General features: G+C 39.3%; 13 protein-coding genes. 9 read left to right on the top strand and 4 right to left on the bottom strand.

Translation table 11 applies throughout. From position 1 onward, the window contains the following. The first annotated feature begins 156 nt into the window (after positions 1 to 156). The 5 genes from E3D81_RS14065 (at position 157) to E3D81_RS14045 (ending at position 8,810) form a co-directional block, all read left to right on the top strand. Positions 157 to 3,264, top strand: coding sequence for a SusC/RagA family TonB-linked outer membrane protein (locus E3D81_RS14065; RefSeq protein WP_134777873.1), 3,108 nt, complete (start codon positions 157 to 159; stop codon positions 3,262 to 3,264). A gap of 8 nt (positions 3,265 to 3,272) precedes the next feature. After that, positions 3,273 to 4,862 carry a RagB/SusD family nutrient uptake outer membrane protein gene (locus E3D81_RS14060; protein WP_245153226.1) on the top strand — a complete coding sequence of 530 codons (1,590 nt, stop codon included), beginning with the start codon at positions 3,273 to 3,275 and terminating at the stop codon, positions 4,860 to 4,862. Between the two features lie 167 nt (positions 4,863 to 5,029). Further along, a complete protein-coding gene (locus E3D81_RS14055) occupies positions 5,030 to 5,860 on the top strand; it encodes an endonuclease/exonuclease/phosphatase family protein (protein WP_245153331.1) in 831 nt (276 codons plus the stop codon). After that, a complete protein-coding gene (locus E3D81_RS14050; protein WP_245153225.1) occupies positions 5,847 to 6,728 on the top strand; it encodes an endonuclease/exonuclease/phosphatase family protein in 882 nt (293 codons plus the stop codon). The genes E3D81_RS14055 and E3D81_RS14050 overlap by 14 nt, the downstream gene beginning before the upstream one ends. Before the next feature lie 567 nt (positions 6,729 to 7,295). Then, a complete protein-coding gene (locus E3D81_RS14045; protein WP_134777871.1) occupies positions 7,296 to 8,810 on the top strand; it encodes a sulfatase in 1,515 nt (504 codons plus the stop codon). On the opposite strand, the gene E3D81_RS14040 is transcribed toward E3D81_RS14045, so the two are convergent. Then, positions 8,807 to 9,382: a dihydrofolate reductase family protein gene (locus E3D81_RS14040; RefSeq protein ID WP_134777870.1), complete on the bottom strand. Its 576-nt coding sequence runs from the start codon at positions 9,380 to 9,382 to the stop codon at positions 8,807 to 8,809. The genes E3D81_RS14045 and E3D81_RS14040 overlap by 4 nt on opposite strands. A 471-nt stretch (positions 9,383 to 9,853) precedes the next feature. Between E3D81_RS14040 and E3D81_RS14035 the strand changes: the two genes are divergently transcribed. Continuing rightward, a complete protein-coding gene (locus tag E3D81_RS14035; RefSeq protein WP_167554315.1) occupies positions 9,854 to 10,996 on the top strand; it encodes a helix-turn-helix transcriptional regulator in 1,143 nt (380 codons plus the stop codon). A gap of 441 nt (positions 10,997 to 11,437) precedes the next feature. Here E3D81_RS14035 and E3D81_RS14030 read toward each other — a convergent pair whose 3' ends face one another. Beyond that, the gene (locus tag E3D81_RS14030) at positions 11,438 to 11,632 is read right to left on the bottom strand and encodes a hypothetical protein (protein ID WP_134777868.1); all 195 of its coding nucleotides are present in this window, start codon (positions 11,630 to 11,632) and stop codon (positions 11,438 to 11,440) included. 208 nt (positions 11,633 to 11,840) lie between these two features. Here E3D81_RS14030 and E3D81_RS14025 point away from each other — a divergent pair, with 208 nt between their 5' ends. From E3D81_RS14025 to E3D81_RS14020, 3 genes are all read left to right on the top strand, one after another. Next, positions 11,841 to 12,707: a DUF6624 domain-containing protein gene (locus tag E3D81_RS14025; RefSeq protein ID WP_134777867.1), complete on the top strand. Its 867-nt coding sequence runs from the start codon at positions 11,841 to 11,843 to the stop codon at positions 12,705 to 12,707. 388 nt (positions 12,708 to 13,095) lie between these two features. Continuing rightward, complete coding sequence (locus tag E3D81_RS17415) at positions 13,096 to 13,362, top strand: transposase (RefSeq protein ID WP_185218669.1); 267 nt, start codon at positions 13,096 to 13,098, stop codon at positions 13,360 to 13,362. Positions 13,363 to 13,382: 20 nt separating this feature from the next. After that, complete coding sequence (locus tag E3D81_RS14020; protein ID WP_209023073.1) at positions 13,383 to 14,186, top strand: IS3 family transposase; 804 nt, start codon at positions 13,383 to 13,385, stop codon at positions 14,184 to 14,186. Positions 14,187 to 15,044: 858 nt separating this feature from the next. Here the strand turns inward: E3D81_RS14020 and E3D81_RS14015 are convergent. Next, a complete protein-coding gene (locus tag E3D81_RS14015; RefSeq protein WP_167554314.1) occupies positions 15,045 to 16,058 on the bottom strand; it encodes a hypothetical protein in 1,014 nt (337 codons plus the stop codon). Then, a complete protein-coding gene (locus E3D81_RS14010) occupies positions 16,059 to 17,927 on the bottom strand; it encodes a hypothetical protein (protein ID WP_134777865.1) in 1,869 nt (622 codons plus the stop codon). It lies immediately after the preceding gene.

Here is a 17,927-nt window from a genome sequence, read left to right as displayed (position 1 = left end):
CTAATAAACACTAATATTTACCCTAAAGTTATAAACAATAAAAAGGAGGAAAATATGCGTTAAACTGACCATAAAAAAAAGAATAAAGAGGAATTGCGCTCCTCCTTATTCCATTTTAAAAAAATCGAATACACAATTTTTTATTAGTTCAAAATTATGAAAAAAAAGAACGCCAGTCAATCATCCAAGAACGCCAGTCAATTACCGAAGTGGCTCTTAACGAGTTGCCTACTTGGCTATCAATTGACTGCATTTGCACAGATCAATAACAAACTGTCAATACCTTCAATAGCACAGATCAATAACAAACTGTCAATACCTTCAATAGCACAGATCAACAACAGTCTGGCCATTGCCCCCATGGATCTGCTTGCTCACCCAGCAGCCCAGGAAAAAATAACCATTAAAGGACGGGTATTCAACAGCCAGGAGCCCCCTATTCCCCTTGCCGATGTCAGCATTAGCCTCAAGGACGGAAGTCCGCTGGGCAAAACGGATCAGGCGGGTTATTACAGCATCAGCGTACCGAAGGACCAGAAAATTGTATTTTCGGCCGTAGGATACCATAAAAGGGAAATCCTGGTCAATAAAAACGAAAGCAACTTGACCATCTCCCTAGAACAGGACATTTCTGATGTCGATGAAGTGGTGGTTGTCGGGATGAACGAAATGCAACGGAAGCACATCGCCAGCTCCATCGCCAATCTCGACATCAAGTCCAACATCGAAGGAAAACCGATCACCAATTTAAGTCAAGCCTTACAAGGTGGTGTTACGGGGCTCAACGTACAGCAGGGTTCCGGTATGCCGGGAGGCGATGCAGCGAGCATCAAAATCCGAGGCATCTCTACCTTGAACAATGCCAATCCATTGGTCTTGGTGGATGGTACGCCGATGGACATGAACCATATCGATCCGGTAACCATTGAAAGTGTGACGATCCTGAAAGACGCAGCCGCGGCCGCGATTTATGGTGCCAGAGCTGCCAATGGTGTTATTCTCGTAACCACCAAAAGAGGGAAAGCAGGCGAGATCAAGGTGCTCTATGATGGTTATTACGGCCATCAGACGCCAAACATCTTACCTGATTTTGTCGATGCACCTACCTTCATGCAGATGTACAATTATGCGCAGGTAGCCTCTGGAAGTCAGGCCTTGTTCACCGAAGAACAGATCAAGAAGACCGCTTCGGGCGAAGATCCGATCAAATACCCCAACACCAATTGGACCAAGGAGCTTATTGATGAGTTCAGCCCCCTTACCTCCCACTCGCTATCCATCAGCGGTGGTAATGATGTGGCGCGTTTTGCCATTACCGGGAATTACATGAACCAAAAAGGCATGCTCCCCTTGAACGGCATGAGCCGTTTTAATATCCGGGCAAATACGTCGGTTTCCCTTTCTAAGAGATTCCTGGTTAATCTCGATGTATTGGGCATCCGGAGAAATACACAATATCCTAATCGTAGCATTGGAAACGGCGGGATCAGGATGCTGGATGACCTTTATCGTCTTCCGCCAAATGTGCTTCCGAAATACCCGAAGGAAGAAGGCTGGCCAACCATCTACGGCCGATATGCCGATTTGGTCAATCCTATTGCCTATGCGGAAGTCGGCGGAACCCTGGGTTATACTTTTGACCAGGCGACCATCAACCTGCAACCGAAATGGAGCATCACGAACAACTTGAACCTCCGGGGACAGTTCAGTTACCGTTTGAATGCGGATCTTTACAAGCAGCAGCGCGACAATTATTATTTCTTTGATTATTACAGCAAGGAGCTGGTGCAGACCTGGAATGTGCAGCGGAATTCGCATGCCTCTGTCCGCGATACCTACATTTATTTGGGTGGAACCTTGGATTACAACAAATCCTTTGCTGAGCACCAAGTATATGCCATGGGTGGATTCTCGATGGAGAAATTCCATAACGGCTATTGGAATGTATCGACCTTGGTTTCCAGCTTCGCGAAGTTGAACTATTCCTATCAGGACCGTTACTTGGCGGAATTGTCCCTACGTGCGGATGGATCCTCCAAATTTGGCCCCGGAAATAAATTCGGCTACTTCCCTTCCGTCGCTTTGGGATGGAATGTGCACAAGGAAAACTTCTTCAACATCAAGGCGGTCAATAATTTTAAGATCAGGGCTTCCTACGGGCAGTTAGGAAATGAAAACATCGGACTTTACCTGTACCAGAACCTGATAGACACGAAGAACGGGGTAGAAAATGTTTGGGGAAATCCGAACATCTCCTGGGAGAAAGTGAGCATCCTGGATATCGGTTTTGACCTCGGTTTATTCAACAATAAATTCTCGGTGATATTCGATTATTACGACAAAAAGACCAACGATGTATTGTTGAAGCCATCCGTAGCCTTATCTGGAGCAATAGGTTCGGCGCCTTTGAATGCTGGAAGTGTAAGCAACAAGGGGCTGGAGATTGCCCTGGATTATAAGGATCGCATCGGAAAGGATTTCTCTTTTGGGATCCGTCCAGGGATCAGCCATAACCGAAACGAGATCACTTCCTTGGTGGGTGGCCCCTATCGTAGCGGCAACCACATCAACCAAAAAGGACATGCCATCAGCAGTTTTTACGGCTATGTGTCCAACGGGATCCTGCAGTTCTCGGATTTTGAGAATGATAAGTTAACGGCAAAAGTGCCTATCCGCCCGAAACAAGGACCTGGCGACATCAAATACGTGGATCTGAACAACGATGGGATCATCGATGATAAGGATCAGCAAGTGATCGGAGATCCGACACCAAGGATCAATTATTTCGCAAACTTCAACTTCAGGTTCAAACAGTTCGATTTGGAGTTCCTGTTGCAGGGAACCGGAAAGCACGATTATTCGGCCAATCTGGGTGGTAAATCCAGTGGATATTTGTGGCACCCTTTGAACCAGAGTGCTTCTGGAGGTATTCCTACAAAATTCAGGGCAGCCAATTCTTGGCGCGAGAACAATCAGGATGCAATCTATCCGAGATTGCTGTCCCTGCCGGCCAATAATATATTAGTGAGTGATTTCTGGTTGTTTGATGCCCGCTATCTACGTGTAAAATTCATCCAGGCGGGATATACTTTCCAATCCAACATGACCCGCAAGGTGGGTATCAAAAATGCCCGTCTGTATGCCAATGCGCAGAATCCTTTCCTATTTACCAAGGTAAAAATGGCGGATCCGGAATCGCAGGGAGGGTCCTGGACCTACGGCATCATGCGCGTGTTTACCCTAGGTGTTTCTGCTAATTTTTAAATGCTTTAATGATGAAAAATAGATTATTACTATATACTTTCCTCGCCTTAGGACTTGGAAACAGTTCTTGCGAGAAATTCCTGACAAACGATAGCCCTTCGGGGATTACCGACGCCCAATGGTGGAAAACGGAAACCGATGCGATGAATGCCTTGGGCACCGTGTATGTCGGCACACCTGGTGGTAGCCGTGGCCGAAACATCATGTATTACTCCGGATTATCCGACGAAGCGGTTCATCGCGGGGATTGGAAAGGGGAATATGACTCTTTTACCCGTGGTCTGGCTTCAAGCCGTTGGGGGATTTCCAATATGGTTTGGGAGGATGATTACATCGCAATTCGCCGTGCCAATCGTTTTTTGGAAAATGTGGACAAGGCTTTCTTTGATGCTGCTTTAAAGGAGCGCATGAAGCTGGAAGCCCGCGCCTTGAGGGCGTATTACCATATGGAAATGTTAATGCTGTTTGGCGATATCCCTTTGCTTACCAAATCCTTGACACCAAATGAGAACCAGGCCAAGCGAACGCCAAAGGCCGAGGTGTACAAATTTGTGGTGGATGAATTGAAGGCATGTGCAGAAGAATTGCCGAGCAGCTATGTGGATCGAGATCGGTTCCGGATTACTTCAGGCGTATGTTGGGCATTGATCTCCCGCTTGGCGCTATACGAAAAGGATTATGATTTGGTGGTAACTGCCTCCAAAAAGATCATCGACTCGAAGGTTTATCGTTTATGGACCAGTAAGACCAATAAGGCGGAGAGTTTCAACGAATTGTTTTCCTATGTGGGCCAGCTGAACAATGAACGCATCTTTACGAAACAAAGTGGTTGTTCTAATACCTGGACGAGCTTTGCGCCTTTTGGAGTGGGCGGCGAAACTTACCTATCGCCGACCAATACGGTAGTGGATAATTTTGAAACCAAACAGGGAAAAACCATCCAGGAGCTAGGTCAGGATTCTTTGAAGATTTACCAAAAGAATCCCAACCACAATAATAATCGCGATCCTCGGATGACGGCTTCGGTTTTTATTCCAAATGAAATATTCCCTGGAAATTATAAACTGGATCCTTTTAACAACCCTAGCGACAAGATTGGGGAGACCAAATCGACAGCCACCGGTTTTTGGATCAAGAAGTATGTGGATGCAAGGGACCGACAGGCCAAGAACGGAAGCTTGGATTTCATGATCATCCGCTATGCGGAAATCCTGTTGAACTTTGCGGAAGCCAAGATCGAGCTGAACCAATTTAATGATCCGGAGGTCATCCAATTCATCAATCAAATCAGGGATCGCGCGAGCATGCCGGCCTTAAACACGGCTATCTATAACTCTCAGGCCAAAATGCGCGAATTTGTCCGTCGGGAAAGACAAGCGGAACTGGCTTTGGAAGGAGGCCGTTTCTTCGACCTGCGCCGCTGGGGAATTGCTGCAGAGAAGATGAACGGGATGGTTTATGGAGCTACAAATCCGCAGACCGGAGAATTGGTGCAGGTACAGGCGAGGACCTACCGCGAGAACAGGGAATTATTATGGCCTATTCCGGAACGGGAAATGATTGCGAATCCGAATATGGTACAAAACCCGAATTATTAATTTTTGATAAGTGATAAATAATGAATTTTATGAAGAAGCGAATGTATTTAGATGCTGTAATTAAGCGATTGTATTTAAAGGCTTTAAATAATCGACTGTACTTTAACGATTTAAATAAGAGAGCAATAAAATGTATTACTCCTGTCTTTTTTAGCCTTTGTCTTTTGATGCTGGCAGGAGGATGTGGGAAGTCGGTGGATCCGGGAAATTGGACTGTAACCCCTTATAAACCGGAACCCAAACCGAAAGAAGTGATTGAAAAGGCGAGCCGTAATTTTAAGGTGATGTCCATCAATATGAATCTTAGGAATAATGTAGCGGGATTTGAAGCGATGAAGAATTATATCAAAGAATATGATCCGGATTTTGTTTTTCTGCGTCAAGTGGATAGTGCCACTACCCGATCGAATAAAATCGATCGCCCAGGTGAAATAGCCAAAGCCTTGGGCATGAAGGGATTTTTCAAGAATAATATGGATTACCAGACGGGTGGTTTTGGAAATGCTGTTTTCTCCAAATTCCCGATCAAATCGGAGTTTTCTAAGTTGTTGAACAGGACGCCGAGCGAAGCTGCGGAAAGAAGGAGTTTTGTGATGCTAAAAGTGGAAGTGGAACCTGGAAAGGAAGTCTACTTTGCAGGAACAGAACTGGACCCTTCAAAGGTAGAAGACCGGAAGCTGCAGGTGGCTGACATCACAGCGATCACGGATGGTATAGATATGCCCCTTGTTTTTGTTGGAAACTTGAATGAGCAAGAAGCCGCTAAAGGACCAGTTCTGGAGGCGCTTAAAAGGTCCTTTTCTTTTGGTTGTCTTGGGGAAGGTTGTATTTGGAATGCCCCTAAAGCAAAACCTAACGGAGTCTATGATTACATCATGTTCAAGGATAAGAGCAGGAATTTGAGTTTAGTGAGCTATGGTACTTTCCCTAAATCGGAGAATACGTTTTTGCCGATGGTGGCGGAGTTTAAATTGGATTTAAAAAATGAAAAGAAGTAAAAATAAGTTAGGGATTTTGCTGCTGGATAGCTTGTTGCTGATGGGTTGTTCCATTCTGTTGGTTTTCGTTTTGGGAGCCTGTAAGGATGGCGTGGCATTGCCAAATCCGGAAATAAAGGATAAAGAGGATCAGACTGAAAAACCTGCCGGAAAGAACAAGTTGATCTTGATGACTTATAATATTCATCATGGCGCTCCTGCTCCGGATGTTTCGAATACGGTGAATCTGAATAATATTGCAGCCGTGATCCGGCAGTCTAAGGCCGAAGTGGTGGCTTTGCAGGAACTGGATGTGAATGTGGCAAGGTCGGGGCGTAAGCACCAGGCTCGGGAGTTGGGCAAGATGCTGAATATGCATTACTATTTCGTGAAGACGATTGATTATCGCGGTGGGGAGTATGGTATTGGAATCTTAAGTAAGTATCCGTTGACAAATAAAAGACGGTTTTTTATGCCTTCTCCGAGCAAAGGCGAACCAAGGGCTGTGGCACTGGCTACGGTGAATCTTCCTGGCAATAAGAAGCTGGAGTTTGGAGCTACGCATTTTGACCTGAATGTACCCAATCGAACGGCGCAGGCTAATTATCTGAACCAGCTGAGCAGACGATTGAAAAAGCCTTTGATCATAGGTGGTGATTATAATGCGGAAAGTGCTTCGGTGGAGATGCGGAAACTGCAAGAGGAATTTGTGCTTTCTTGTAAAAATGGTTGTCCACTATCTTTTCCGGTGAGAAGGCCGAGAAAAGCGATCGATCTGTTGGCTTCCAACGGATTGGCGAACAAAGCTCTCCCTTTATTGACGGCAGTAGCCATAAACGGGCAGTATGCCTCGGATCATTTGCCGGTGATCGGGATTTATCAGTATTAAGAGAATTATCAGTATTAAGAATGGGGCTGGATAGTTTATTCAGCCCTTGTTTTTTGAATATTTAGATTAATGGTATGTTGTAGGTTTTTTGTAGGTTTTTTAGTAGGGTTTTTGAAGGGTTTTGATGGGCTTCCCCCCGTCATTGCGAGGTACGAAGCAATCTTCGCGTCATTGCGAGGAACGAAGCAATCTTTCAGGCCATGTCATCCTGAGCAAGGTCGAAGGATCTGGCTGAAGGAACTGTAAGTTTGCCAAAATGTAGATGCTTCGACTTCGCTCAGCATGACATGCGGGAAGATTGCTTCGTCGTGCCTCCTCGCAATGACGGTAAAGTTTCCTAGCAACGACGGTTAAGTTCCTAGCAATGTAGGGATAAGTTTCCTAACAATGACGAGATACTCTCCTTTCGATAACGGGCAAAGATTATCACAAATAAAAGGTTAGGTTTTAATTCATCTGATTAATATATTTGTTTAAAATATTTATTCAACACATTTGTTTAAGATTATCATTTAACATACTTGTTGAATGACAACCATATAAAACTTAAACCTCAATCCTACCCCTATGAACCTAACTAAACAACTACCCTATTTCCTTTCTTTCACTCACCATAAATCATATCTCTCCATTTCTATATTTCTAACTACCCTATATTGTCTTATTAGCCCACAAACTATCGCTCAACAACAGCAACCAAACATCATCTTCATCATGGCCGATGACCTCGGCTGGGGCGAACTGAACACCTACAACAGCACCTTCAACGAAACTCCAAACCTGAACCGCTTAGCTTCCCAAGGTATGCAGTTTCAGCAGGCATATGCTGCAGCTCCCAATTGCTCGCCAACGCGTGCAAGCTTAATGACCGGGCAATACCCCGCGCGAGTAGGAATCACGGATTTTCTTCCTGAAGGACCAAAAACCAAAAAGTATTTGAAACCGGAAGATCATGTTACCTTGAATGAAGCCTTATCGGAATTGGGTTATCATACGGGATTGATTGGCAAATGGCACTTGGAAACCCATTTCAAGAATTCCAAAGGAGGGCCTGAAGCCCATGGATTTGATGAGGTTATCGGTTCAGAAACTTCCTATATAGCTAATGGCGATTACTTTTTTCCGTACGATAAAGTAGCTTCTTATACCACAGGAGCAGAAAATGAGTACCTAACAGACAGGCAGAATACCGAAGCTATCAAATTCATCGAACGGAACAAGAATAAGCCTTTTTTTCTTTACCTCAGCTATTACAGCGTTCATACCGCGATGGAAGCACCTGAAGATCTAGTGAAAAAATACAGAGCAAAATACGACGCAAAATATGGCGAAGGAAAGAGTGAGGAATTGTTCGGGCAGAATCATAATGGTCCGCATAAAGACAATCCCTATTTGGCGGCGATGTTGGAGAGCATCGATTCGGGTATCGGAAGGATTATGGAAACACTGGAAGAACAGGGTTTGGCCGAGAACACCCTGCTTGTATTCTTTTCGGATAATGGCGGTGCTGGGAAAGGTGCAAATAATGGCGATTTAAGAGGAAGTAAGATGTGGTTGTATGAAGGCGGAATCCGAGTTCCTTTGATCATGCGATGGCCAAAGGTAATTCAGGCTGGATCGGTAGTGCAAACCCCGGTCAGTTCTTATGATTTCTATCCAACCTTTTTGGATGTGGCTACAGGAAGTTATGGAGACAAGGCCTTGAGGGGTAAAACAAAAGGCACAACTGAAACCAGAAAACAATTGGTAAGAAATCAGCCTAAAAAACAACCATTAGATGGTGTATCTTTAGTTCCCTTATTAACCAGTAAAAAGCTTAAAGACAGGAATCTATATTGGCATTATCCTTCAGAGACAGCAAAGTTGCAAAATAACCTTGCATCGGCTGTACGAGCTGGGGATTATAAGTTATTGGAGTTCTATAAGGATAATAGGATCGAGTTGTATGACCTCAAAAAGGATCCTTCAGAGACAAACAACCTGTCGGAGAAGCAACCAAAAATTACCAGCAAATTAAAGGCTGAATTGGATGCCTGGAAAGCCGAAGTTAATGCGGAAGCTCCGGCTTTGAAAAAGAATTAAGCTTGCTTTTTGACCGCATAATGTAGAAGAACAACTTCTGAAGGGAAAATCTGGGATTCTAGAAGATGCAGACTCACCGTTTTTGGAAGTTTTTGTAGGAACGGAATGCCATGTCCTAGTATAATGGGGTTGACCAGGAGGTAAAACTCATCGATCAGTCCCAATTCCAAGAGGCTCAAGGATGCTCCAGGGCTTCCGAAAATCAGGATATCCTTCCCTCCTGCTTCTTTTAATTCATTGATCTCTTGTTTTAGATTGTGCCCCATAACGGTGGTATGAGAAAGGTCAGTGCCATCTAGCGTCCTTGAAATAACCACCTTGTCCACTTGGTTATACCATGCACTATGTTGTTTATCATGCCCGGAAGCATCGGGCTTTTTGCCGGCATCTGGCCAATAGGCTTGCATCATTTCATAGGTTACTCGCCCATACATGGCCATGTCTGACCGTTGTGTCATCTCATAGACCCAGTTGGATATCCCCTCATCGAGCTTCGCCCAGCTTAGGTCGCCATTTGGTGTAGAAATGTAGCCGTCTAGGCTTGTATGCATAAAGAAGATTAACTTTCTCATCGTTATTATTTTAAAATGAAGAATTTTTAGTTAGAGCGTTTTTCTGCCTGAGGAAGTTTAAACCTCATGATGTTTTATTCTCAGGATATTTTTGCCACAGGATGTTCCAGCCTCAAGCTGTTCTAACCTCAGGAAGTATTAACATTAGGATATATTAACTATCAGTATTTTGCACTATAAAGTAAATATATCCCAGACCTTCGGTAAAAAATTATCAATCTAAATTACAGGCTAAGCCACAGAATAAACTTATCCTAGGGCAAGAAATTCAACGATCTACAATCTGAAGAAATTAAAGAAATAATTTTATTGAATTGCAATAAAATAACCAAGGCGATTACGTAATTTTGCCTTTCATTGAATTTTCGACCAACCATTGTTAACATGTATTTGCGTATTCTTATAGGCTTTTTACTTAGCTTTTGCTGCAGTTTACTTTCTTTTGGTAATCCTATTGATCAAGGCCATCTTTTGAAAAAGATAGACAGCTTGAATGATGTCAAAAAGCCTGATGAATCCATTATTCTGTTAGATAAAATAACCCGTGATCCTAAGCAATCCACCTATGATAAGTACTACGCCTATTTGTTAAAGGCAAGGACATATAAACGCTTATATAATCATACCGAAGCGCTGAATAACCTTGATAGGGCTATGTTGGAAGGGAAAAAATCCAATAAAGCTGCTGAGGTTGAAAGTCAGGTTTTGATGGAAAAACTGTTCATCCATTTTGACCTCAAGCAGAAGCAGGAATTCCAAAAGTTGCTTCCCTGGTTTACAGCTGAAAAGCTTCAGTATATAAAAGGTGAAACAAGGGTCTTCTACGAATCTATCCTTGGTCATCTTGAAATGGAAAAAGGGAATTATGAAGCGGCAGAAAAATATTTTGATTATTGCATCCTGTTACTGGAAAAGGAAAGCCCAAGGCATCTCCCAAATATTTATAAGGTTATAATGAACCTGTACAACCGTATGGGAAAGAAGGATTTGGCGATGGAGGCTTATGAAAAAGGCGTCTATTATGCCGAAAAATACGATGTGGACCTGTATAAGATCGTCATGGATGAGACCCTGCTCTATTATTACATCGAAAATGAGGATTACAAGAATGCCTATTTCACCCAGCGAAAATTATCGGAAATGAGGTTGAAGTACAATGATCGAGAAGTGAGTGGTAACCTGGTGCTGCTGGAAAAGAAATTGGATCAGGAAAATGCGGATATGGAAATCAAATACGACCGCATGATCAAGTACTTTTTGATAGCGATAATGATGACCTTATTTGCCTTGCTAATTGTAATGTATCTTTTGTTCCGAGCCAATAACAGGCAGAAGGATTATATGGAAAAGGAGAATCAGGCTATGCGGGATAAACTGCAATCGCTTTTGGTGAATTCATTGCAGGATGCTGCTCAAATGGGTAAGTCTATTGACCTGAATCGGTATAAGCTAACGGAAAGACAGTTGGAAATCATCCAATTGGTAAAGGAAAATAAATCCAATAAGGAAATTAGTGCGATGTTGTTTATTTCGGAGAATACCGTGAAGTATCATCTCAAGAAGATTTTTGAGATTTTGGATATTGATAAACGCTCGGATCTGAAGGCATCTTAGAGGGCTTGGAGTGTTGTAGATGGCTTGGAGTGCGTAGAGTGTGTTAAAATGTTGATGTTGTAGAGTGCGTGGAGTATCTAGAGCATCGTAGAGTTATAGAAAGTTGCAGAGGAGTTTCGTAAAATGTGCAGGTTGCTTCGAGCGGGTAGAGTATTTTAGAGTTTCGTAGAGTGCTTAAGATACCTTAGATGGTCGTAGCGTGAATTTGTTTAACCATACCTGATTATAAAGAATGTGTATATCATTCTAAATATTGATTATGCATTTAATTTTGAATATTAAAGGGCTTTTCATTCTGGAATTTGAATATGCTTATCATTCTAGATATTAAATATCCTTATCATACTGAATACTGAATGTGTCTTCATTCTGAATACTGATTGTGCCTATCATTCTGAATGTAAAGATTATAATAAAGGAAATTTATCGATCTAATACGAATTAGGATCTTTCCTTAATCCACAGTAAGTCTTGTTCATCGAGATACAGTAGATCTTCTAAAACAAGAAGGCCAGTATCCTCTTCATCGACATTTGCTAAAAGGTAATTCAGATCGCCTTTTACCTTCTCTGGGCTGCCTTTCATCAATACGTCATAGCCTTGGCAGATCAGGTCTTGTACTCGTTCCCTTGTCATGTTATTTTCTCCTTCCTTAGCAATAGTTTTCTGCTGTAAAGGTAGAACGCTGGAAGTTAATATTTTGTTTTACTAAAGTCATTTGTTTTACCGACAGTTTGACTGGTTTTACCGATAACCAGCTGTAGTTTACCGAATTAAAAAAAACACCAACAAGAAAATTCAGTACATTTATTTCCACAATTTTAACCATTAAACCATGGTAACTATGATAAAGAAGATTGCTATTCCATTACTATTCACAATTTTAGCTATATCCGTTGCTAACGCCCAATCGTCAGGTATTGAAGCAAAATCGAACGCTGATAGCCTTATTTTAAAAGCTTACAAGGAAGATCAAACCATTAGGCAGGATTTGATCAAATTGATGAACAAAGGTGATTATCCGAAGGATAGCCTAGTGATGAAGATGATGGCCCTGAAAAAACAGGATTTTCAGAACCAGCAGTTGGTTTTCCCCTTAATTGACCAATATATTGACGGAGCTATAACCATAAGTCCAGATGCTTTAAATGGAGCTTATTACATCATACAGCATGCAGAAATCGATCAACAAGAGAAATACACGCCTTTTGTAGAGAAACTGTTCAAAACAAAGGTTATCAATACCGTGGAATATGCTCGTTTTGCGGACAGGTTACTGATCAAAAAGAATAAAGCACAGGTTTATTTGACACAGGCATATCAAAATGCATCCGTTCCAGGGACATATCCATATCCTTTAAAAGCTAATGCGAAAGCACTTTCCAAGGAGTTAGGTCTAGTTGAGAATTTCGAGAAGGAACAAGCCGATTTTAAAAATGAATATGCACCTCTATTTTTGAATGATGATGAGGTGGCGCTGTTTGGGCATCTCCTTAAAAAACCGCAAGCGGATGACGGAAGTATAACAAATATTGCTGTAGTCATGGACGGGAAAGAAGTCGCCAGGACAAATAATGCTGGATTCTTTGCCTTTAAGGTTAAAAGATCATCTCTTGGTAAAGAGTTGGAGTTTTTAAAAGATGCTGGCAGTATTCGAGTTCCTGTAAGTGTTGCAAGTGATCAAGATTGGCAGGCTGTAACAGTAAATTAAATAGAAGCAATTTAAAGCTCTTCTAACCTATTAATTAGTGCGTAGAATCCATTTGCATAGTCAAATAATAATTAAATCAGGAAGCTTGTTAAATAAACGAAAAAACCGCCTAATCTCGATTTAAGCGGTTAATAATGGTGGTAAATTCAGTGTGGTTTTAAAATCCTTATCTCGAGATTATTCTTTCAATGGACTCTTTTAATGAATCCTGGATAAGAATCTTATTTTGAAGAATTATCCCTTGCAGGACTTTCGGTTTTGGATTCAGCTGTTTTAGCATCTTCCGCTTTAGCACTGGTTTTAGTTGGCTCCAACGTGATTTCATATGTAACCCTCCCGAAAATTCGGACTGTCTGAAACGCGAAAATTCGTAACTTAGAACAGTACAATGAAAAAGACAAGAATCAGCGAGAGCCAGATTGTTTCTGCGATCAAGCAACATGAATCGGGTAAAAGCACTTCGGACATCTGCAGGGAGTTGGGTGTCCACCAAGCAACCTTTTACACTTGGAAGAAGAAGTATTCCGGGATGGACAGCCAAGAGCTGCGCCGTATGAAGGAACTGGAGGAAGAGAACCGCCGTCTCAAGCAGATGTATGCGGACCTCGCCCTGGACCACAAGATCCTCAAGGACGTACTATCAAAAAAGTTCTAAGGCCCTGCCAGCGCAAGGATATGGCTGCTTATGTTATTTCTATGCACCAGATCAGCATCAGCAGGGCCTGCAAGGTTGTCAACCTGCCGAAGTCGATGTATTATTACAGGAACAGGAAGGACGACAGCGAAACGATAGCGAAGCTCCGAGAGCTGGCCGATCGGTATCCAACCGAAGGACAGGACCTTTACTATTCACGTATTCGACATGAGGGACTGAAGTGGAACTACAAACGAATCCGCAGGGTGTATCAACTCTTGGGGATGAACCGTCGCAGAAAGACCAGGAGACGACTTCCAGCCCGGGTAAAGCAACCGTTATCGATTCCAGAAAGGCCGCTTAAAACATGGTCTCTGGACTTTATGAGCGACGTACTGACCAATAAGCGCAAGTTCAGGACCCTGAACATCATTGATGACTTTAACAGGCGGGCCATCGCTATTGAAGTTACACACAGTATTCCAGCAAACAACGTAACCTATCTATTGGATCGCATCATAAAAGCGCAGGGAAAACCTTCACGTTTCCGTACGGATAACGGCCCTGAATTTATCAGTAGGGAATTTCGAGATTGGTGTGCTGGCAAAGAAATAGAGATACAGTACATTCAACCAGGCAGGCCGATGCAAAACGGTTACATTGAACGTTTCAACCGCACATTTCGGGAAAGTATCCTGGATGCCTACCTCTTTGAAGATACACAGCAAGTACAGATACTTGCAGAAGAATGGATTCAGGATTACAACTACAAAAGACCACATGAGTCATTGGGAGGAAAGACACCAATGGAATACGATGCCCTGCCGGCGGCATGTTATCAATAGGTCAACTTTAAAAAAGATTGACCTATTGATAACAACTATTTTTAAATTTGAAAACTCGCCTGGATGCCAGTCCGAAAATAGGGAGGGTTACACAAATACCCGATCAGGAACACTCCTGGTAGAAACAAGCGTGATTCCAATTTACAGCCTAATTGAAAAATTCATATTCTTCTTTGAACTTTTTAATGAAATCTTTCTTTAGCCTGTTATTTGCAAATTATGGTTTTGGAAGATAAGTTGAATCAATTGTCTTTATTATAAATAAGTTTTTGTTTTGTTCTATATAATTAGATTTTATAAACATAATAAATTCAATAGGAACATTTACCAGAGTAACATCAATATACCTATCTTTTACGATTAGTTCCGCGACTTCAAATTTCGCTTTCGTTTAAAGATTTTTGGAAGAACATGACGATTCCGTCAAGACCTGTTATAATACCTTGTATGATGCCCTAAAAATCATGCGACAGGAATTCTCATGTGATTTCGTAAAAAGTATGTACAGTTTTGTTAATTCTAGTTCACGCAGTTACTTCCCGATACAAAAAGTACTACTATTTGATTACCAGTATTTTATTTTAAAATAAATACAAATAAAATTAATATTGTAACATTTTATTGTCTGATAAGTCGTTTCTTATATTATGCCCTATTACAATAAATCTAAATACTAAGCTATCGCACAGCAACATCATTTGATGAAAATTTGATATTTACTTGAACATCTATAACACAGCTGAAATTTGGTTAATGTAGAGTATATTCATAAAACATCTTCTTAATTTATTTATATAATCCTACTAAAGTATTTACCTCAGATTGATTAATAATAACGTTTTAAATTATTCATAATATTTATTTTGTAAATATTCCTAATTTTTTCAAAATATCACTTCTAAATTTACTTAATGGTCTTTTTAAAATATCTTCAGTGTTATCTGTTGAATATCCAAATATAATTCTTTGCATTTCATTGGCTGTAATATCTGTATCCTCCAAAATATTAGACAAATTATTTAAGTATGATCTTCCAAAGTGTTTCTTCAATTTCATCAAACTTTGCAATTCATCGTTATGATTTGAATACAATTTATCTATTGAATATTCTCTTATTGATGACCTAGTGAAGTCATTCTTGGAATCAATTATTATATTTGCCTTATTTGGATCATCTAAATTAAAATTAAACTGATAATTCAGCTGTCTATCTACATTAGGATTTTTAAAATATGGATGAAAATGATTAACTAAATTTAAAGACGATTTTCCTTTAACCGAACTATTACAAGTTGAGCATGTCGGAATTAAATTAAAAAACGAAATGGCTAAAATTGGATACTCAGATTTAGGAAACCAATGATCTAATGTTGGTCTTGATATTAATAAGCGAGTAGGAATTTTCTTATTTTTAAATTTGTTTATTCTAACACCGCTTGTAATGGTATCCGTATAATTTCTATTACAATAAATGCATGTTTTAATACCTAAATTATTAGTCAGATGAAATGAACTATATCTATCAACAAATTCTTTAGAAATATTTTTTGTATCATATTTTCCTTTAACATTGAAATAAGTATAATTTAAAAGTCGATCCAAATCATTCTTATTTTTATAAAATTTAGACTTAATTTTATCTAATTCTATTGGTTTCCCGGTTAATACCAACCTTATGTTTTTATCATCATTAAAAAAATTAAAAACACTCTTATTAATACTTATTTTGTTAACTGCTGACTTTTGTAAAAAAGGAGGATTTTCTTTAAAAGCATCACCTAATAACCTTCTTTTTATCACGTACCGACAATGAATATAATGTTCATTAAGTGCATGCTGAATTCTAGGACTATTTATATCTAAATAAAACATTTATTCAAGCTCCTTTCTTCTAGCTACCAATTGTTGAATTTCGTGATCAATTAATTGCAATTCAACATTCTTAATCTTTGAATAATTGGAATACATTTCAGCTAGTTTAAATTTTACTATGGGCTCATCAATTGCTTTTAAGAACATTATAACTTCATCATCAGTGATGTCAATAGAATTCAATTGCTTTTCTTTCAGTATATCAATAAATTTAGTTATTGAAAAATTTGCCCAGTCTCCTATTAGTCCATTGTCAATAAAAAAAGAATCTGATAACAAATCGCTTACATTGGCAGCAAATGACTTTTTATCATTGGAATTAATTAATACAGTATTATTATTTCTCTTTGTTAAATACACAACATTATTCTTAGGAAAATCCGATAAAATTATTGGATCATGTGTAGATAAAATTATCTGGACTTCATATCCTTTATAAATAATTGGAGCCATTATCCTAAGAAATAACACATATTTCTTTTTCCATAATGGATGAAATCCCATATCTCCCTCGTCCAACAGTAATAATATCTTATTGTTCACATATTTAAAAGGTTCAGAAGAATGAAAATCATAAGAATTTATTTTATTTTTCAAACAGTAGGCATGATGATAGAGCGTACTAAATAAGTTAAGAATCCCTTGTTCCCCTGTACTTAAATTTATATTGGGTGAAAAAATGAACAGAGGATTACTATTATATTCAAATGGTTGCTTTAAAAAAGAATTATTAAATATTTCATAATATTCAATTAACTTATAAGCTTCATCATATGTTAGATACATTTCAGTACAATCATCCTTTGATATATCACCTCTCTTAATCAATGGAACAAAATAATTTAACAACTCTCTTAAATTATTATTTAAATCATCGAAGTAATATTTTTCATTCCCTTCATATAAATAAGACTTTTCAAGAAAAAAGAAAAGCGCATCCGTAAACTTTTTTTCCTTTATGCTTTGTACAACGTCATTAGGAACAAATCCTTCATTTAAAAATCTATTACCTATATATTCAAGGCATGTGATAATTTTTCCTAAAATATCCTCATAAAAATGATATTCAAATTTAACCCTATTATTATCTATATCAGACATATTTTTTCCTTTTTCACGATATGTAGTATAAATACTTTTTTCTTCAATTTTAATTTTCTGAAAAAGTAAATCGAAAACCTCTCTAAATTGATAAGGTGTATTATGATAATTGGTTTTAAAACTTGTATATTCAAAACGTCCTAAATCAACTTTGACTTTTGAAAAAAAAGGGAATGATACTATATCAATTTTTAATTCATTATAGAATTTATTAAATAAAATCCATCTCTTAAACTTTTCAGATTGATATCTATCTATGAAATATTCTAATTGCTCAGAATCTCCATGGTTATCATTTACAAATTGCATTGATACTGACCAATCAACTGAATTTTTACCAAGCCCATCTTGTTTCTCATAATTCATTATAGGAGAGTAATAAACTCTATGGTAAGGAAATATTACTTTTTTATCATAATAATTTGATTGTTCTGACAAATCTAAAATTTCATAATCATCCCCATCTTCTAAGATGAAAAAAAATCTCCAATCAAGTAATATATCCTTTAGAAGTGTAGATTTACCTGTTCCATTATTTCCTACGATGCAGGAAATTGCCGATAGATTACTTTTACTTTGATCAAACTTACTAATTATTGGTTCTATATATGACTGATTTAAAACTTTTGTAACTTCTGGCTTATGTGATTGAACATTATAACGGCCATCATAAAGATATTTTCCGCCAAAATTAATTGTTATATCCTCATGATCTTCACCAAATAAATACGGATAACTATTTCTATAAATGATAATTGCAGCTAACAT

It is taken from the genome of Sphingobacterium sp. CZ-2 (assembly GCF_004526235.1).
Lineage (GTDB): Bacteria > Bacteroidota > Bacteroidia > Sphingobacteriales > Sphingobacteriaceae > Sphingobacterium > Sphingobacterium tenebrionis.
This window is presented reverse-complemented; position numbering and strand designations above follow the sequence as displayed.